Origin of the sequence: Pseudomonas putida, assembly GCF_002906855.1 — a bacterium.
Lineage (GTDB): Bacteria > Pseudomonadota > Gammaproteobacteria > Pseudomonadales > Pseudomonadaceae > Aquipseudomonas > Aquipseudomonas putida_N.
In genome coordinates, this window is sequence record NZ_MINI01000028.1 from 1,874,677 (window position 1) to 1,890,184 (window position 15,508).

General features: G+C 64.9%; 12 protein-coding genes. 6 read left to right on the forward strand and 6 right to left on the reverse strand.

Features of this window, described 5'->3' with window-relative positions; genetic code table 11:
- Positions 1–6: 6 nt before the first annotated feature.
- The gene (gene glcE, locus BGP85_RS09135; protein WP_103446860.1) at positions 7–1,059 is read right to left on the reverse strand and encodes a glycolate oxidase subunit GlcE; all 1,053 of its coding nucleotides are present in this window, start codon (positions 1,057–1,059) and stop codon (positions 7–9) included.
- On the reverse strand, positions 1,059–2,558 hold the full coding sequence (gene glcD / locus BGP85_RS09140) for a glycolate oxidase subunit GlcD (RefSeq protein ID WP_103446861.1): 1,500 nt from the start codon (positions 2,556–2,558) through the stop codon (positions 1,059–1,061). Before glcD ends, glcE begins: the two co-directional genes overlap by 1 nt.
- Positions 2,559–2,752: 194 nt before the next feature.
- Between glcD and glcC the strand changes: the two genes are divergently transcribed.
- Entirely contained in the window at positions 2,753–3,517 is a 765-nt protein-coding gene (gene glcC / locus BGP85_RS09145) for a transcriptional regulator GlcC (protein WP_103446862.1), read from the forward strand.
- 61 nt (positions 3,518–3,578) lie between these two features.
- Here the strand turns inward: glcC and BGP85_RS09150 are convergent, their stop codons facing one another.
- The 3 genes from BGP85_RS09150 to BGP85_RS09160 all read right to left on the reverse strand — a co-directional run bounded on the left by BGP85_RS09150 (position 3,579) and on the right by BGP85_RS09160 (position 5,612).
- Positions 3,579–3,896 (reverse strand): DUF2388 domain-containing protein, encoded by a 318-nt coding sequence (locus BGP85_RS09150; RefSeq protein ID WP_103446863.1) that lies wholly within the window; start codon positions 3,894–3,896, stop codon positions 3,579–3,581.
- A gap of 106 nt (positions 3,897–4,002) precedes the next feature.
- A complete protein-coding gene (locus BGP85_RS09155; protein WP_103446864.1) occupies positions 4,003–4,602 on the reverse strand; it encodes a hypothetical protein in 600 nt (199 codons plus the stop codon).
- A 101-nt stretch (positions 4,603–4,703) separates the two neighbouring features.
- Positions 4,704–5,612, reverse strand: coding sequence for a LysR family transcriptional regulator (locus BGP85_RS09160; protein ID WP_103446865.1), 909 nt, complete (start codon positions 5,610–5,612; stop codon positions 4,704–4,706).
- Positions 5,613–5,961: 349 nt separating this feature from the next.
- Here BGP85_RS09160 and katG point away from each other — a divergent pair, with 349 nt between their 5' ends.
- The 3 genes from katG (at position 5,962) to BGP85_RS09180 (ending at position 11,594) form a co-directional block, all read left to right on the forward strand.
- The gene (gene katG / locus BGP85_RS09165) at positions 5,962–8,220 is read left to right on the forward strand and encodes a catalase/peroxidase HPI (RefSeq protein WP_103446866.1); all 2,259 of its coding nucleotides are present in this window, start codon (positions 5,962–5,964) and stop codon (positions 8,218–8,220) included.
- A gap of 665 nt (positions 8,221–8,885) precedes the next feature.
- On the forward strand, positions 8,886–10,097 hold the full coding sequence (locus BGP85_RS09175; protein WP_103446867.1) for a M24 family metallopeptidase: 1,212 nt from the start codon (positions 8,886–8,888) through the stop codon (positions 10,095–10,097).
- A gap of 162 nt (positions 10,098–10,259) precedes the next feature.
- Positions 10,260–11,594 (forward strand): MFS transporter, encoded by a 1,335-nt coding sequence (locus BGP85_RS09180; RefSeq protein ID WP_103446868.1) that lies wholly within the window; start codon positions 10,260–10,262, stop codon positions 11,592–11,594.
- 10 nt (positions 11,595–11,604) lie between these two features.
- Here the strand turns inward: BGP85_RS09180 and BGP85_RS09185 are convergent, their stop codons facing one another.
- Positions 11,605–12,600, reverse strand: coding sequence for a GlxA family transcriptional regulator (locus BGP85_RS09185; protein WP_103446869.1), 996 nt, complete (start codon positions 12,598–12,600; stop codon positions 11,605–11,607).
- 160 nt (positions 12,601–12,760) lie between these two features.
- Here BGP85_RS09185 and pssA point away from each other — a divergent pair, with 160 nt between their 5' ends.
- Positions 12,761–14,089 (forward strand): CDP-diacylglycerol--serine O-phosphatidyltransferase, encoded by a 1,329-nt coding sequence (pssA, locus tag BGP85_RS09190; protein ID WP_103446870.1) that lies wholly within the window; start codon positions 12,761–12,763, stop codon positions 14,087–14,089.
- A 245-nt stretch (positions 14,090–14,334) separates the two neighbouring features.
- Positions 14,335–15,480 (forward strand): GGDEF domain-containing protein, encoded by a 1,146-nt coding sequence (locus BGP85_RS09195; protein WP_258035848.1) that lies wholly within the window; start codon positions 14,335–14,337, stop codon positions 15,478–15,480.
- Positions 15,481–15,508: the final 28 nt, after the last annotated feature.

A 15,508-nucleotide genomic window follows, 5' to 3' on the forward strand; every position in this document is an offset into this window, starting at 1 on the left:
GTGGCCTCACAGGTCCGGGTATAGGCGGCCAGGGTTGAACACGCCCTGGGGGTCGAGTTGCTGCTTGAGCGCGAGGTGGTAGCGCATCAGCGCCGCCGGGAGCGGCGCGCTGCTATCGTCGCCGGGGGCATAGCAGGTGGCATGGCCGCCGACTTTGGCCGCCTGCTCGCGGATCAGCTGCGCTGGTGCCGTCGACTTCAGCCAGCGCTGCGCGCCACCCCAGTCGATGAGTTGCTGCCCCGGCACGTCGAGTTCGCCGCTGGCCGTCGGCACCGACAGCCGCCACAGCGGTGCCGGGTGGTTGAAGAAGGCCAGCCGTTGTTCGCGCAGGTCGCTCCAGAAGCGGCTGTCGAGCAGGTCGCCGCCCAGGCGCTGGCGGGCCGATTGCACCGAGCCTGAACCGCCCTCCAGGCGCAGGTGCAGTGCTTCGCCATCGTGGCAGGCGGCACTGATCGGCAGCGGCTGCTGGCCCCATTCGGCCAGTTCGGCCAGGGCCTGGTGGCGGTCCATCGGCAGGCGCAGGCTGAGGCATTCGCGTGGGCGTGGCAGCACCTTCAGCGACACCTCGGTCAGCAGCCCAAGGCAGCCAAAGCTGCCGGCCATCAGCCGCGAGACGTCGAAGCCGGCGACGTTCTTCATCACCTCGCCGCCAAAGCGCAGCAGCTTGCCGTGCCCGGTGATGACCCGCGTGCCGAGCACGTAGTCACGTACCGACCCGGCCCAGGGCCGGCGTGGCCCGGACAGCCCGGCCGCGACCATGCCGCCCAGGGTCGCCTCGGCGCCCAGGTGCGGCGGTTCGCAGGGCAGCATCTGCCCTGCCTCGTGCAGCGCCGCCTCAATCTCCAGCAGCGGTGTGCCGGCGCGGGCGGTGAGCACCAGCTCGGTAGGGTCGTAGCTGACGATGCCCCGGTGGTTGCGGGTATCGAGGGTCTCGCCAGCCACCGGGCGGCCGAGCATGGCCTTGCTGTTGCCGCCCTGGATGCGCAGCGGCGTGCCCAGGTTCAGCGCCTGGTTGACCTGTTCGAGCAGGTCCTGGCTCATGTCGCGGTCCATGCTCATCAGAAGCGCTCCAGCTCGGGGAAGGGCAGTTGCCCGTGATGCACATGAAGGGCGCCGAACTCGGCGCACCGGTGCAAGGTGGGGATGTTCTTGCCTGGGTTGAGCAGCCCTTGCGGATCGAACGCCGCCTTCACGGCATGGAACAGGGTGATTTCGTCGCTGTTGAACTGCGCGCACATCTGGTTGATCTTCTCGCGCCCAACACCGTGCTCGCCGGTGATGCTGCCACCCACGGCCACGCACAGTTCGAGGATGCGCCCGCCAATGGCCTCGGCGCGCTCCAGTTCGCCGGGCAGGTTGGCATCGAACAGGATCAACGGGTGCATGTTGCCGTCGCCGGCATGGAACACGTTGGCCACGCGCAGGCCGTATTCCTCGCTGAGCTCGCTGATGCCCTTGAGCACCCGCGGCAATTCGCGGCGCGGGATGGTGCCGTCCATGCAGTAGTAATCCGGTGAAATGCGCCCCACCGCCGGGAAGGCGTTCTTGCGCCCGGCCCAGAAGCGCACGCGCTCGGCCTCGTCACAGGCCAGGCGCACTTCGCGGGCACCGGCTTGCTTCAGCACCTCGTCTACCCGCTCGCAGTCATCCTGCACATCGGCTTCGACGCCATCCAGTTCGCACAGCAGGATGGCGGCCGCGTCTACCGGGTAGCCGGCGTGGATAAAGTCCTCGGCGGCGCGGATCGCCAAGTTGTCCATCATCTCCAGGCCACCGGGGATGATGCCGGCGGCGATGATTTCGGCCACCGCACGGCCGGCATCCTCGACGCTGTCGAAGCTGGCCAGCAGTACCCGCGCCACCTGAGGCTTGGGCAGCAGCTTGACGGTCACCTCGGTGACGATGCCGAGCATGCCCTCTGAGCCGGTGAACAGCGCCAGCAGGTCGAAGCCCGGGCTGTCGAGGGCGTCACTGCCCAGGGTCAGGCGTTCGCCCTCGACGGTGAGGATCTCGACCTTGAGCAGGTTGTGCACGGTCAGGCCGTATTTCAGGCAGTGCACGCCACCGGCGTTTTCGGCGACGTTGCCGCCGATCGAACAAGCGATCTGCGAAGATGGGTCGGGTGCGTAGTACAGGCCGTGGGGAGCGGCGGCCTGGGAGATGGCCAGGTTACGCACACCGGGCTGCACCCGGGCGAAGCGGCCTTGCGGGTTGACCTCAAGAATGCGGTTGAAGCGCGCCATTACCAGCAGGATGCCCTTGGCAAGCGGCAGCGCGCCGCCCGACAAGCCAGTACCGGCGCCGCGCGCCACCACTGGCACGCCACGGGAGTGGCAGAGCTTGAGCAAGGTTTGCACCTGTTCAAGGCGTTCGGGCAGCACTACCAGCAGCGGCACGGTGCGGTAGGCCGAAAGACCGTCGCACTCGTAAGGCTTGAGGTCTTCTGCGCGGTGCAGGATCTCAAGGTCGGGGAGGGCATCGCGCAGCGCCTGCAGCAGCGCGGGCAGGTCCACGGCGGGCAGCGCTCCGTCGACACGTTCGTCGTAGAGGATGTTCATCAGGCTCACTCGGCGGCAGTTTTGTTGTTGTTGGCAAACCGTTCACCCTTGCAGCCTGCGCGCTTGAGCGGGGGTGGTCGAGCGTGCTGGGCACTGGTCCTACCAGTTTTTCCGAGAAGCACTGGCCATCTATGGGTTTGAACGGCTAGATTTGAAGCGTTTACAGCAGTGGTCCTACCAGTTGGAGTCTGTACATGGGTATTGAAGGCAAGGCCAAGGTCGCGGACCAAGTGGCCGAGCGGGTCGAGCGGCTGATCGTCGAAGGCGTGCTCAAGGTCGGCCAGGCCTTGCCATCGGAACGGCGCCTGGTGGAGAAACTTGGCTGTTCGCGCTCGGCGCTGCGTGAAGGCCTGCGCATCCTGCGGGGGCGCGGCATCATCGATACCGAGCAAGGGCGCGGCTCGTTCGTCGCCGACCTTGCCGGGCAGGCCAGTGCCACGCCGTTGATGCACCTGTTCAGCTCGCAGCCGCGCACCTTGTTCGACCTGCTGGAGGTGCGCGCCTTGCTGGAGGCCGAGTCGGCGCGCCTGGCGGCCTTGCGCGCCACCGATATCGACCGCCTGCTGATCCGCAGGCGCTACGAAGACATGCTGGATGCCCATGCTTCTGTCGAAGTGCTTGACCCACGCGAGCATGCCCGGCGTGACCATGCCTTCCATCGGGCGATCAGCGAGGCGTCGCACAACCCGGTGCTGGTGCATACCCTGCAGTCATTGAGCGACCTGACCCTGAGCACGGTGTTCGCCTCGGTCAACAACCTCTATTGCCGTCCGGCGCAGAAGCGCCAGATCGATCGCCAGCATGCGCGGTTGTATCACGCAGTGATGGAACAGCTGCCCGAGCAGGCGCAGCGGGCAGCACGCGAGCATATCAACGGAATTCGTGACAGTTTGCGGGAGATCGAGCAGGAAGAGCAGCGCTTGGTCAGGGCCACCATGCGCATGGATGGCTGGGGCTGAGGTCATCCTGTACCGGCCCTTGCGCGGGCTTGCGCCGCGAAAGGCCGGTATAGGCGCTACATCAATGATGGGCGAGCGGGTCATCCTGGGAGAGGATTGCCCGGGCCAGCTCTTCGTCACTGGCCTGCAGCCCAGGATTGTCCTTGCGGGCCTGTTCCAGCGCCGACTCCACATAGGCGCCACGGATGGTACCGCCGCTGGCGACGAATGCGGAAAGGTCGTCGCGTGCGGGGATGATCCGTTTGTCATCCTTGAAGGTCGAATACAGCGAGGCGGAAACACCGGCCGAGGTGGCGACGTCGCCCGCATCGACGCGGGCCAGGGCCGCACCGGCAGGCAGCAGGAGCAGCAGCGCAGGGGCGAGGAGTAGGTGGCGCATGTCGTGTTCTCCAGTAGCGTGAAGTACAAGGAAAAAACCACTCACTGTTTAAGATTGCGGGCGAGTGGCGGGAGTTCCCTGTTTTCTGCCGGAGGGTCGTTGCGCCTTACACCTTGCTGCCCAGCAAGCGCTGCAGCGAGGCGTCGAAATCGCGCAGGGCATCGGCCTTGGCGGCTTGTTCATCTTCCAGCATCCGCGCCACATTGCTGACATCCTTGCGCGCACGCCCTTCGGCGCGGCCGATGTAGGTCAACTGGCTGTCGAAGAAGCGCGCCACTACTCGGCTTTCCACGTCTGCCGTGGCCAGGCGGCTTTCGCTGTCCAGCAGCACGATCACGTCCGGGTGGTCGGCGAGCAGGCTGTCCAGGTCTTCATAGAAGGTCACCTCGGCGAACTGCTGAGCCAGTGAGTGCGCCAGCCACTCGTAGGCCTGGCTGCCACCGCGCAGCGTGGCCACCGGAATGCTGCGCGGCTGCGCTTTGGCGACCGCGTTTCCACGGTGCTGCTGCAGGTAGCTAAGGGTGCTGTCGGCATTGCGCCCGAGCAGCACGGCCACGTGCTGCCCCGGGGCCAGGGCGACGCTGGAAAGGGCGGTGGCCGAGTAGAAGTGCCCATAGGGCTGGGCAGCCTGCTGGCCAGCCGGCGCGGCACAACCGCCAAGGGCAGCGAACAGGGCGAGCAGGGCAGCGAGAATGCCGGTTTTCATGGGTAGCGCCTCATCGATCAGTGAATGCCGCCATCTTCTGCCCGAAGTGGCTGCGACGGAACTTGATGGCATTCATGGTGGCTATCGATGAGGTCGATGGATCAGCTCGGGCGGGCCATGAACTGCAGGATGCGCTCGCGCAGCCAGCGCTCGGCGGGGTCGTTGTCATGGGCACCGCTCCACACCATCGACAGCTCGGCCTCGGTGATCTCGAAGGGGGCCGGGTCGGCGCGCAGGCTGCCATCGTCGGCCAAGGCACAAGCGGCGTAGTCCGGCACGGTGGCGATCATTTCGGTGTTGCGTAGCAGCGCGCGCAGGCTGCCGAACTGCGGCACGGCCAGCACCACCTTGCGGCAGCGGCCGATACGCGCGAGGTCGAGGTCGATGTTGCCGCTCATGTCACCGGAGAACGACACCATCACATGGGGCCGGGCGCAGTACTCGTCGAGGGTCAGCGGACCGGGGCGGTTGTCAGCGCGCAGCACCCGCACGCCGATATCGCGCAGCTTGCGGCGCTTGGCGGTGGCCGGCAGGTCAGTGGTGTAGCTCACGCCTACCGATATCTCGCCACTGGCCAGCAGGCCCGGCATCAGCAGGAAGTTGGCCCGGCGTACCACCACGCTGATGTCCGGCGCTTCTTCGCGCAGCGCCTGCAGCAAGGCGGGGAACAGGCCGAACTCGGCGTCGTCCGACAGGCCCAGGCGGAACTGGCTGCTGCTGTTGGCCGGGTCGAAGTCGCGGGCGCGGCTGATGGCGGACGAAATCACATCCATGGCCGGGCCCAGCTCGGCGAAGATCTGCATGGCTCGCGGGGTTGGCTCCATGGCCCGGCCGCTGCGGATCAGCAGCGGGTCGTCGAACAGCTCGCGCAGGCGGGCGAGGGCGGCGCTGACGGTGGACTGGGTGATGAACAGCTTTTCGCCGACGCGGGTCAGGTTGCGTTCGATCATCAGGGCTTCGAAAAGCACCAGCAGGTTCATGTCGACGCGGCGCAGGTCGTTGCGATTCATGGGGCTTGGCTCACCGGGCTGGAGGGGTTGGCGGTGTATTGAAGCACGCCGCTGGCGGTTGCGCCTTGTATGGATGTGCCGGGGCTATCAGCCTGCAAGAGCCACTCTATTAGACCTCTGCCCAAGCTCGACTAGTCTTTCCCCTGGCCCTGCGAAATCCGCTCGCGGGCGGCGCGTCAGCACCTGTGTGCAAGACCGCGCCGCGCGTGGCGTGAGAGCTTCGAAAGCCCCGTGTCGGCAGGTGACCGACCAGACCTGATGAAGGGGTAGGCATGAGCCCATGTGCTCGGCTGAAAGAACACCTGGCATAGACCGGAAATCTGGATAACCGACCCAAAGGTAACAGCAGATGTCGAACGAATCGAAATGCCCGTTCCATCAAACCGCAGGTGGCGGCACCACCAACCGTGACTGGTGGCCTGACCAGCTCAACCTCAGGATTCTCCATCAACACTCGTCCAAGTCCAACCCCGACCCGGACTTCGACTATGCCAAGGCGTTCAAGAGCCTCGACTTCCAGGCCCTGAAAAAAGACCTGACCGCCTTGATGACCGACTCCCAGGACTGGTGGCCAGCCGACTTCGGCCACTACGGCCCGTTGTTCATCCGCATGGCCTGGCACAGCGCCGGTACCTACCGCATCGGTGATGGCCGCGGCGGTGCCGGCTCTGGCCAGCAGCGCTTTGCCCCGCTCAACAGCTGGCCGGACAACGTCAGCCTGGACAAGGCCCGGCGCCTGCTGTGGCCGATCAAGCAGAAGTATGGCAACAAGATCTCCTGGGCCGACCTGATCGTGCTCACCGGCAACGTCGCCCTGGAATCCATGGGCTTCAAGACCTTCGGCTTTTCGGGCGGGCGCGCGGACGTGTGGGAACCGGACGAAGATGTGTACTGGGGCTCGGAAAAGGTCTGGCTGGGTGGCGACACCCGCTACGGCAAGGAACAGGTCAAAGCCCAGCCACCAGGCCAAGGTGACCTGGTGGCAGAGCCTGCCAAGCGCCCGGAAGAGCAAAGCCGCGATCTACCTCCCGAACGCAACCTGGAGAACCCGCTGGCTGCCGTGCAGATGGGCCTGATCTACGTGAACCCGGAAGGCCCGGAAGGCAACCCTGACCCGGTGGCGTCGGCCAAGGACATCCGCGACACCTTCGGCCGCATGGCCATGAACGACGAAGAAACCGTGGCGCTGATCGCCGGCGGCCACGCCTTCGGCAAGACCCACGGTGCCGGCCCGGCCGATAACGTCGGCCCCGAGCCTGAAGCGGCAGGCCTGGAGCTGCAGGGCCTGGGCTGGGCCAACAAGTTCGGCACTGGCAAGGGTGGCGACACCATCACCAGTGGCCTGGAAGTGATCTGGACCTCGACGCCCACTAAATGGAGTAACGAATACCTCAACAACCTGTTCAACTTCGAGTGGGAACTGACCAAGAGCCCGGCCGGCGCCCACCAGTGGCGACCGAAGGATGGCAAGGGCGCAGGTACCGTGCCGGATGCCCATGACGCGGGCAAGCGCCACGCGCCCTCGATGCTCACCTCCGACCTGGCCCTGCGCTTCGACCCGATCTACGGGCCGATCGCCAAGCGCTTCAAGGACAACCCGGAGCAGTTGGCAGACGCCTTCGCCCGAGCCTGGTACAAGCTGATCCACCGTGACATGGGCCCGCTGGCGCGTTACCTGGGGCCGGAAATGCCCAACGAAGAACTGCTGTGGCAAGACCCGTTGCCAAAACCCGACCAGCCAGCGCTGGGTGAGCAGGACATTGCCGGGCTCAAGGCCAAGATTCTTGCCTCGGGCCTGAGCGTCGCCGAACTTGTTTCCACCGCCTGGGCGGCGGCCTCGACCTTCCGTGGCTCGGACAAGCGCGGTGGCGCCAACGGCGGCCGGCTGCGCCTGGCACCGCAGAAGGACTGGGCGGCGAACCAGGGCACCGGCAAGGTGCTGGCGGCTCTGGAGAAGATCCAGGGCGAATTCAACGCCGGTGGCAAGAAGGTCTCCCTGGCCGACCTGATCGTCCTGGCCGGCTCAGCTGCCGTGGAGAAAGCCGCCAAGGACGCCGGGCACAACGTCAGCGTGGGCTTCCGCCCGGGCCGGGTCGATGCCTCCCAGGCGCAGACCGACGTCGAGTCGTTTGCCGTGCTGGAACCGCTGGCCGATGGCTTCCGCAACTTCAGCAAGGCCCGCTATAGCGTCAAGGCCGAGAAGCTGTTGCTGGACAAGGCCCAGTTGCTGACCCTCACCGCCCCTGAACTGACCGTGCTGATCGGCGGCCTGCGCGTGCTCGGTGCCAACCATGGCGGCAGCAAGGACGGCGTGTTTACCGACAAGCCCGGCACCCTGAGCAACGACTTCTTCCGCAACCTGCTGGACATGGGCGTGGAATGGAAGCCGACTTCGGCGGACAACGAAAGCTTCGAAGGCCGCGATCGCAAGACCGGGCAGGTGAAGTGGACGGGTAGCCGGGTCGACCTGGTGTTCGGCTCGCATGCGCAGTTGCGGGCGTTGAGCGAGGTGTACGGCAGCAGCGATGGTAATGACAAATTCGTCAAAGACTTCGTCGCCGCTTGGGAAAAAGTCATGGAGCTGGATCGTTTTGATCTAGCCCAATGAAAAAGCGGGGTCTGGCGGTGATGTTGTCATAACCCTGGCATTACCAGCAAAAGTGCCTCTGCACGCCCTCCGGCTCCGACGTCAGCGGAGGGCATCCAGCGGCCATGGACCTTGGCAATCAGGGGCCAGTCTTTGTCGCCCATCTGCTTGGCGACCCGCATCGGATTCTTGCCGGCGCTAAGCATCATGGATGCGACTGAATCACCCAGCGTGCCAGCGTTGGGCGCGGGATATCGATGCCGTGGCGGCCCAGCGGCCCAGCGGCCAAACAGCCGCAGGCGCAACAGCGCGTGAGCTGGCCGCTCGCGATGCCAAGGCTGAAGCTGAGCGCAAGCAGAGTCTCGCAGACGAAAAAGCTAAATCGGTCAAACCTAAGATTTGAGAGCGGATTGGCGCCGCCAGGATGTCTCGGAGGCGCTGCGCATACGTGGCATTTAAAACGTTCTAGCTGGCACATCGTCTTGCTGCTTCTACAGGTGCAGCGCCAGATTCGCAGACGGCGCGATACCTGTAGAGGCGGCTGGGCTGCAAAGCAGCCCCTGCCCAGTGGCGGTAACGCCAATTCCAGGTCGGATAGATACAAAAGCGTCCTCGTTGGTTCTGTTGCAATGTTTCTCAGGCGGCCGGCCTGAACAGCGTGCTCACAACGACAAGGAACACCGACCATGCAAATGCCCCAGACCCTGAAAATCCGCAATGGCGACAAGGTCAAGCCGACCTTCTCCGCACAGGAGTACGCCGCCCGTCATGCCCGCCTGCGGGCCTACATGGCCGACCAGGATATCGAGGCAGCCGTCTTCACCTCGTACCACAACGTCAACTACTACAGCGACTTCCTCTACTGCTCGTTCGGTCGTCCCTACGCGCTGGTGATCACCCAGGACAAGGTGGTGTCGATCAGCGCCAACATCGACGGTGGCCAGCCCTGGCGGCGCACGGTGGGCACCGACAACATCGTCTACACCGACTGGCAACGTGACAACTACTTCGTCGCCATCCAGCAGGCCCTGCCACTGGCCTCGCGTATCGGCGTGGAATACGACCACCTCAACCTGCAGAACCACGCCAAGCTCGCGGCCTGCTACCCCAAGGCCGAACTGCTGGACATCGCCGCACCGTGCATGCGCATGCGTATGATCAAGTCGGCCGAGGAGCAGGCGCTGATCCGCCATGGCGCGCGGGTTGCCGACATTGGTGGGGCGGCGGTGGTCGAGGCGCTGCGCGACCAGGTGCCAGAATATGAAGTGGCGCTGCATGCCACCCAGGCGATGGTCCGCGAAATCGCCAGAAGCTTCCCGGACAGCGAGCTGATGGACACCTGGACCTGGTTCCAGTCCGGGCTCAACACCGACGGCGCGCACAACCCGGTCACCAGCCGTAAGGTCAACAAGGGCGACATCCTCAGCCTCAACTGCTTCCCGATGATCGCCGGCTACTACACCGCGCTGGAGCGCACCTTGTTCCTCGACCATTGCCCGGACGATCACCTGCGGCTGTGGCAGGCCAACGTCGAGGTGCATGAAGCGGGCCTCAAGCTGGTGCGCCCTGGCATGCGTTGCTGCGACATCGCCCGTGAACTGAACGAGATCTTCCTGCGCCACGACCTGCTGCAGTACCGCACGTTTGGCTACGGCCACTCGTTCGGCACACTGAGCCACTACTACGGCCGGGAAGCCGGGCTGGAACTGCGCGAAGACATCGACACGGTACTGGAGCCGGGCATGGTGGTGTCGATCGAGCCGATGATCATGCTGCCCGAAGGGCGACCGGGGGCGGGTGGGTACCGTGAGCATGACATCCTGATCGTCAATGAGCACGGGGCCGAAAACATTACCAAATTCCCGTTTGGGCCTGAGCACAACATCATTCGCAAATAAGCACCGGCGTCGCCTGCTTCGCGGCTGAAGCCGCTCCTACAGAGGCTAGAGAAATACCTGTGGGGGCGGCTTCGGCCGCGAAGGGGCCGGCCCGGGCAATAAAAAACAACTGTATGACCACCAGACCCTGCCTCCAATTAGAAGAATCAGAGGGTACCCGTCATGTCCAGCACCACCTTAAACGCTCCCTCCCTCGACGGCTCCGTACCAGACGCCGAACGCCAGGCCCTGCGCAAGGCCGCGCGTGCCAGTTTCATGGGCAATTTCGTCGAATGGTTCGACTACGCCGCCTACGGCTACCTCGCCACCATCATCGCCGCCACCTTCTTTCCACAGACCGACAAGACCAGCGGCCTGCTGGCAACCTTCGCGGTATTTGCCCTGTCATTTCTGGTCCGCCCGCTGGGTGGCGTGGTCTGGGGGCATTTTGGCGATCGCCATGGCCGGCGCAACGCCCTGTCCTGGTCAATCCTGATCATGTCGACTTCAACGTTCTGCATCGGCTTGCTGCCAGGTTATGCGCAGATCGGCCTGTGGGCGCCCGGCCTGCTGTTGCTGATCCGCCTGGTGCAGGGCTTTTCTGCCTCGGGCGAATACGCCGGTGCCGCGGCGTTTCTTGCCGAGTATGCACCGCTCGGCCGACGTGGCCTGTACACCAGCATCGTCCCGGCCAGCACGGCGGCCGGGCTGCTGTTTGGGGCGGCATTCGTCGCGGTATTGCATGAGCTGCTGAGCAGCGAAGACCTGCACAGCTGGGGCTGGCGCCTGCCTTTTCTGCTGGCCGCACCGTTCGGCCTGGTCGGCCGCTACATCCGCATGAGCCTGCAAGACACGCCGAAGTTCCTGGAGATGGAGCAGCGCCTGGAACACAAGGCCTGCATGACCCCGGCGCCGATCCGCGAGCTATTGGCGCGGCATCGGCGCAGCCTGGCCATCGGCCTCGGTGTCACCTGCCTCAACGCCGTGGCGTTCTACCTGCTGCTCAGCTACATGCCGACCTACCTGTCCAACGAAATGGGCATGAGCGAGCGCGATTCGTTCATTGCCTCTACGGTATCGCTGGCCACCTACATTGGCCTGATCTTCCTGATGGGACGGCTGTCCGACCAGTTCGGCCGCAAGCCCATGCTGGTGGTGGCTTCGTTGCTGTTTCTCGGCCTGACCGTACCCTTGTTCAAACTGCTCGACGGGCAGCCGTTGCTGGTGATCCTGGCCATCCAGATTCTCTTCGGTGCAATGCTGGCGATGAACGATGGTACCTTGCCGTGCCTGCTGGCAGAGATATTCCCGACCCAGGTGCGTTTCAGCGGCTTTGCCTTGAGCTTCAACCTGGCCAATGCGCTGTTTGGTGGGACCGCGCCGTTCATCGCCACCTGGTTGATACAGGCCACGGGCAGCAAGCTGGCCCCGGCGGGCTACCTGCTGGCCGCCGCGCTGGTAGCGTTGCTGGCCATGTTGATGTGCCGGGAAACGGCGCATGCGGCCCTGCAGGACTGAGCCGCTGCCCTCAGTGCAACGAGGCCTGGCGCCGTTCGCCCAACGGTGACAGGCCAAAGAAGCGGCTGTAACTCTTGGAAAAGTGCGCCGGTGAGCTGAACCCGCAGGCCAGCGCCACCTCGCGCACCTGCACATCACTGCGCAGCAGCAGTTCCCGTGCCCGTGACAGGCGCAACTCCAGGTAATACTGGCTGGGGGTGCGCTGCAGGTACTTATGAAACAACCGCTCCAGCTGGCGCACGGTCACTTCATTGAGGCTGGCCAGCTCTTCCAGCCCCAGCGGCTCCTCCAGGTTCGCCTCCATGATCGCCACCACCTGGCTCAGCTTGGGCTGGGCAGTGCCGAGCAATGTGCGCAACGGCACACGCTGGCGCTCGCGCTCACCTCGCACGCGGTCACACAGCAACAGCTCGGCGGCCTTGGCGGCGATGGCCTGGCCGCCGGCCTGGCGGGCGACCAGTTGCAGCATCATATCCATGGCCGCAACGCCACCGGAGCAGGTGAAACGGTCGCGGTCCAGCTCGAACAGCTGGCTGGAGATGACAATGTCGGGGAAGTGTTCCTGCAGGGTCTGCAGGTCTTCCCAGTGAATGGTGCAGCGGTAGCCGTCGAGCAGCTCGGCCTTGGCCAGCAGGTAGCTGCCGGTGCAGATCCCGCCCAGCGGCAGGCGCTGGCGGGCCAGTTGGCGCAGCCAGTCGATCAGTGGCCGGTTGTTGCCACGGCTGCGGTCGATCGGGTTGGCGCCGACCACGAACAGGGCGTCCAGCGCCGGGGCGTCGGCGATACTGTGGTCGGGCAGCACGCGCATGCCATTGCTGGCTACCACCGGCTCCGGGCTGGCGGCAATCAGTACGGTACGGTACAAGGGATGGCGCGCTGCCAGGTTGGCCATGCGCAGGGTTTCCACCGCCGATGCCAGGCCGATGGTCGTGAAGTTGGGCAACACCAGAAAACCGAAGGTCCTGGTTGGGCAAGGCGTTACGCTGATGGAAACGGGGTGGACCATTGCGATCTTCCTGTGCAAGCTGAGGCTTAGTTCGTCAGGGGCAGTGGCAAAACAGGCCTCGCGTGTTTCTTGTTGTTATGGGTCGTTGCCGGGCTGATCTTACACCCAGGGCGCAACGGCCAGGAATGGACCTGATCGCAGAATAAGAAGGTGATCGTACGTGAATCCCGAATCCATGCTGGCGGCGCTGCCAGGTTTCGCCATCGCCCCTGAGGCGATCCAGGTATTGCCCGATGCCGCGGCCTACCGTACCTGCCTGCTCGAACGTATCGCCACCGCGACCCGGCGTATCGTCATCGTCGCCTTGTACCTGCAGGAGGACGAGGCCGGCCAAGAGGTGCTGGACGCCCTGTACCAGGCCAAGGCCGAGCGGCCGAGCCTGGAAATCGTCATCGTGGTCGACTGGTTCCGTGCCCGCCGTGGCCTGCTGGGGGCCGGGCGCCAGCCGGGCAACGCGGCCTGGTACCAGGCCCAGCGCCAGTTGCGTGGGCTCGACGTGGTGATCCATGGCGTGCCGGTGCAGACCCGCGAGCTGTTCGGCGTGCTGCACCTGAAGGGCAGCGTGATCGACGATTGCGTGATCTACACCGGCGCCAGCTTGAACAACGTCTATCTCCACCGCTTCGACCGTTACCGGCTGGACCGTTACCACCTGTTCCAGTCACCGGCCCTGGCCGACGCCATGGTCGACCTGGTCCGGCGCCTGTTGCACCACACTGCAACGCCGCGCCTGGACCTGCCCGCGCCACCCGCTACTCGCAGCCTGCGCGGTGACATCCGGCGCCTGCGCGCGCGCCTGCGGCGCATGGCCTATGAAGCACCCGCCGCCATGGCAGGGCAGGGACTGCGGGTGATCCCGCTGCTCGGCGTCGGCCGTGGCAACCCGCTCAACCGCACCTTGTGCGCGTTGCTGGCGGCGGCGCGTGCGCAGATCATCATCAGTACGCCGTATTTCAACCCGCCACGGGTGGTGATGCGCGAGATCGACCATGCCCTGGACCGGGGTGTGCGTATCGAGCTGATTGTCGGCCATCGCACCGCCAACGACTTCTATATCGCCCCGGGCGAGCCGTTCAGTGCCAGTGGCGCCTTGCCCTACCTGTACGAGGACAACCTGCGCGCCTTCGCCCGGCGGCGGCATGCCGCCATTGCCAGCGGCCAGTTGCAGATTCGGATCTGGAACGATGCCGGCCATACCTTCCATGCCAAGGGGGTGTGGGTCGACCAGCGCTATTCGCTGCTGACCGGCAACAACCTCAACCCGCGCGGGTTCAACCTCGACCTGGAGAACGGGCTGCTGATCGATGACCCGCACGGGCAGTGGCTGGTGCCACGGGCGGTGGAACTGGAGGGCATTCGCCGGCATGCGCCGCAGATCGGCACGGCGGATGAACTGGGCGAGAAGGCCGAACATCCCAAGGAAGTGCGCAAGTTTTTGCGGCGCCTGCGCTATAGCCGGCTGGAGCCGTTGATCAAGCGGGTGCTCTGAGCTTCGGCTCGTTGTTGGGCAAAAGGCTATCATCCTCCTGGTAACCCGGTGGAGAGCCAGGCGTGAGTGCGTTTTTTCAAAAGGCAGGGAAGAGCACGGAGCGTGTCGAACGTTGAATGGATGCATTCATTTGCGTGCAACGCGACGCTTCGCCCCTCTGAAAAGTCATCTCAAGCGCATACAATCACGCCTTTTCCATGTTAACCAGACAGGCCAATCCGTCTATGGCGCTTGATCCACCCACGATGCTGACGATCACCATCGCCCTGGCCGCTGCGGCGGCCCTGTACCTGGCGATCGAGTGGCGCAGTGTCCGCGAACCTTCGCTGCTGTTCTGGAGCGCCGGGTTCGCCACCATCACGGTCGGTTCGACCCTGGCTTTGCTGCGCGGGATCGGCCTGCTGCTGATCGGCATCTGGTTCGCCAACGGCTTGCTGGTGGTCGCCCACGCGTTCTTTCTGCTGGGTGTGGTGCGTTTCACCCAGGTCCGGCTGTCACGGGCGTGGCTGCTGATCGTACTGGTATGGTTCGGCTTGTTGCTGCTGCCCGTGGGGCCGCAGTGGTCGAAAGTGATGCTGATGGTCAACTCGCTGCTGGTGGCGTTGCTCACGCTCAAGGCCAGCTACCTGCTGCGCCCCCATGGCAAGTCGCTGAGCGTAGGGGCGGTGCAGTTGCGGTACGTGCTGCTGCTCCATGGGCTGTTCTATGTGGCCAAGGCGATCGTGGCGGTGATGCCGGGCTCGCTGATCGACCTGGCGACCTTCGGCGGCCTGATCATTCAGGTTTCCCTGGTCGAAGGGGCAATGGCGATCATGCTGATCGCACTGTCGATGACCGGCACCGTGCGTTATCGCCGTGAAGAGCGGATTGCCCGGCTGGCTGCCCGCGACCCGCTGACTGCGTTGTACAACCGCCGTGCCCTGGAAGTGCGGGCCGCGCACCTGTTCAAGGCGGTCACCCCGGCCCAGCCTGGGGCGCTGTTGCTGATCGATATCGACAACTTCAAGCTGGTCAACGACCTGCATGGCCATGCGGCGGGTGACCGCCTGCTTATCGCGTTGAGCGAGATGATCCGCGCCGTGCTGCCGGAGCGGTCGTTGGCCGCGCGGCTGGGCGGTGACGAGTTCGTGATCCTGCTCAGCGACGCCGGCAGCGAGAAGGTGGTGGAAATGGGCAGCCAGCTGCGCGATCAGTTCCAGCAGTTTGCCCGGGAGGCGATGCCGACCCCGCAGGCGGTGACGTTGAGTATCGGCGCCAACCTGTTCGACCAGCCGCCGGCCAGCCTGGCGGCGTTGATCGAGCAGGGAGATGTGGCGTTGTACCAGTCCAAGCGGGGTGGGCGTGACAGCATTCGCCTGGTGGACCGGACCTTGGTCAGTCCGGTGAAATAGCAGGGGGCCGCAAAGCGGCCCCGCGATC

Coding starts and splice junctions, on each gene's coding strand:
- glcE (WP_103446860.1), bottom strand. CDS start 1,059: ATGAGCATGGACCGCGACATGAGCCAGGACCTGCTCGAACAGGTCAAC.
- glcD (WP_103446861.1), bottom strand. CDS start 2,558: ATGAACATCCTCTACGACGAACGTGTCGACGGAGCGCTGCCCGCCGTG.
- glcC (WP_103446862.1), top strand. CDS start 2,753: ATGGGTATTGAAGGCAAGGCCAAGGTCGCGGACCAAGTGGCCGAGCGG.
- BGP85_RS09150 (WP_103446863.1), bottom strand. CDS start 3,896: ATGCGCCACCTACTCCTCGCCCCTGCGCTGCTGCTCCTGCTGCCTGCC.
- BGP85_RS09155 (WP_103446864.1), bottom strand. CDS start 4,602: ATGAAAACCGGCATTCTCGCTGCCCTGCTCGCCCTGTTCGCTGCCCTT.
- BGP85_RS09160 (WP_103446865.1), bottom strand. CDS start 5,612: ATGAATCGCAACGACCTGCGCCGCGTCGACATGAACCTGCTGGTGCTT.
- katG (WP_103446866.1), top strand. CDS start 5,962: ATGTCGAACGAATCGAAATGCCCGTTCCATCAAACCGCAGGTGGCGGC.
- BGP85_RS09175 (WP_103446867.1), top strand. CDS start 8,886: ATGCAAATGCCCCAGACCCTGAAAATCCGCAATGGCGACAAGGTCAAG.
- BGP85_RS09180 (WP_103446868.1), top strand. CDS start 10,260: ATGTCCAGCACCACCTTAAACGCTCCCTCCCTCGACGGCTCCGTACCA.
- BGP85_RS09185 (WP_103446869.1), bottom strand. CDS start 12,600: ATGGTCCACCCCGTTTCCATCAGCGTAACGCCTTGCCCAACCAGGACC.
- BGP85_RS09195 (WP_258035848.1), top strand. CDS start 14,335: ATGCTGACGATCACCATCGCCCTGGCCGCTGCGGCGGCCCTGTACCTG.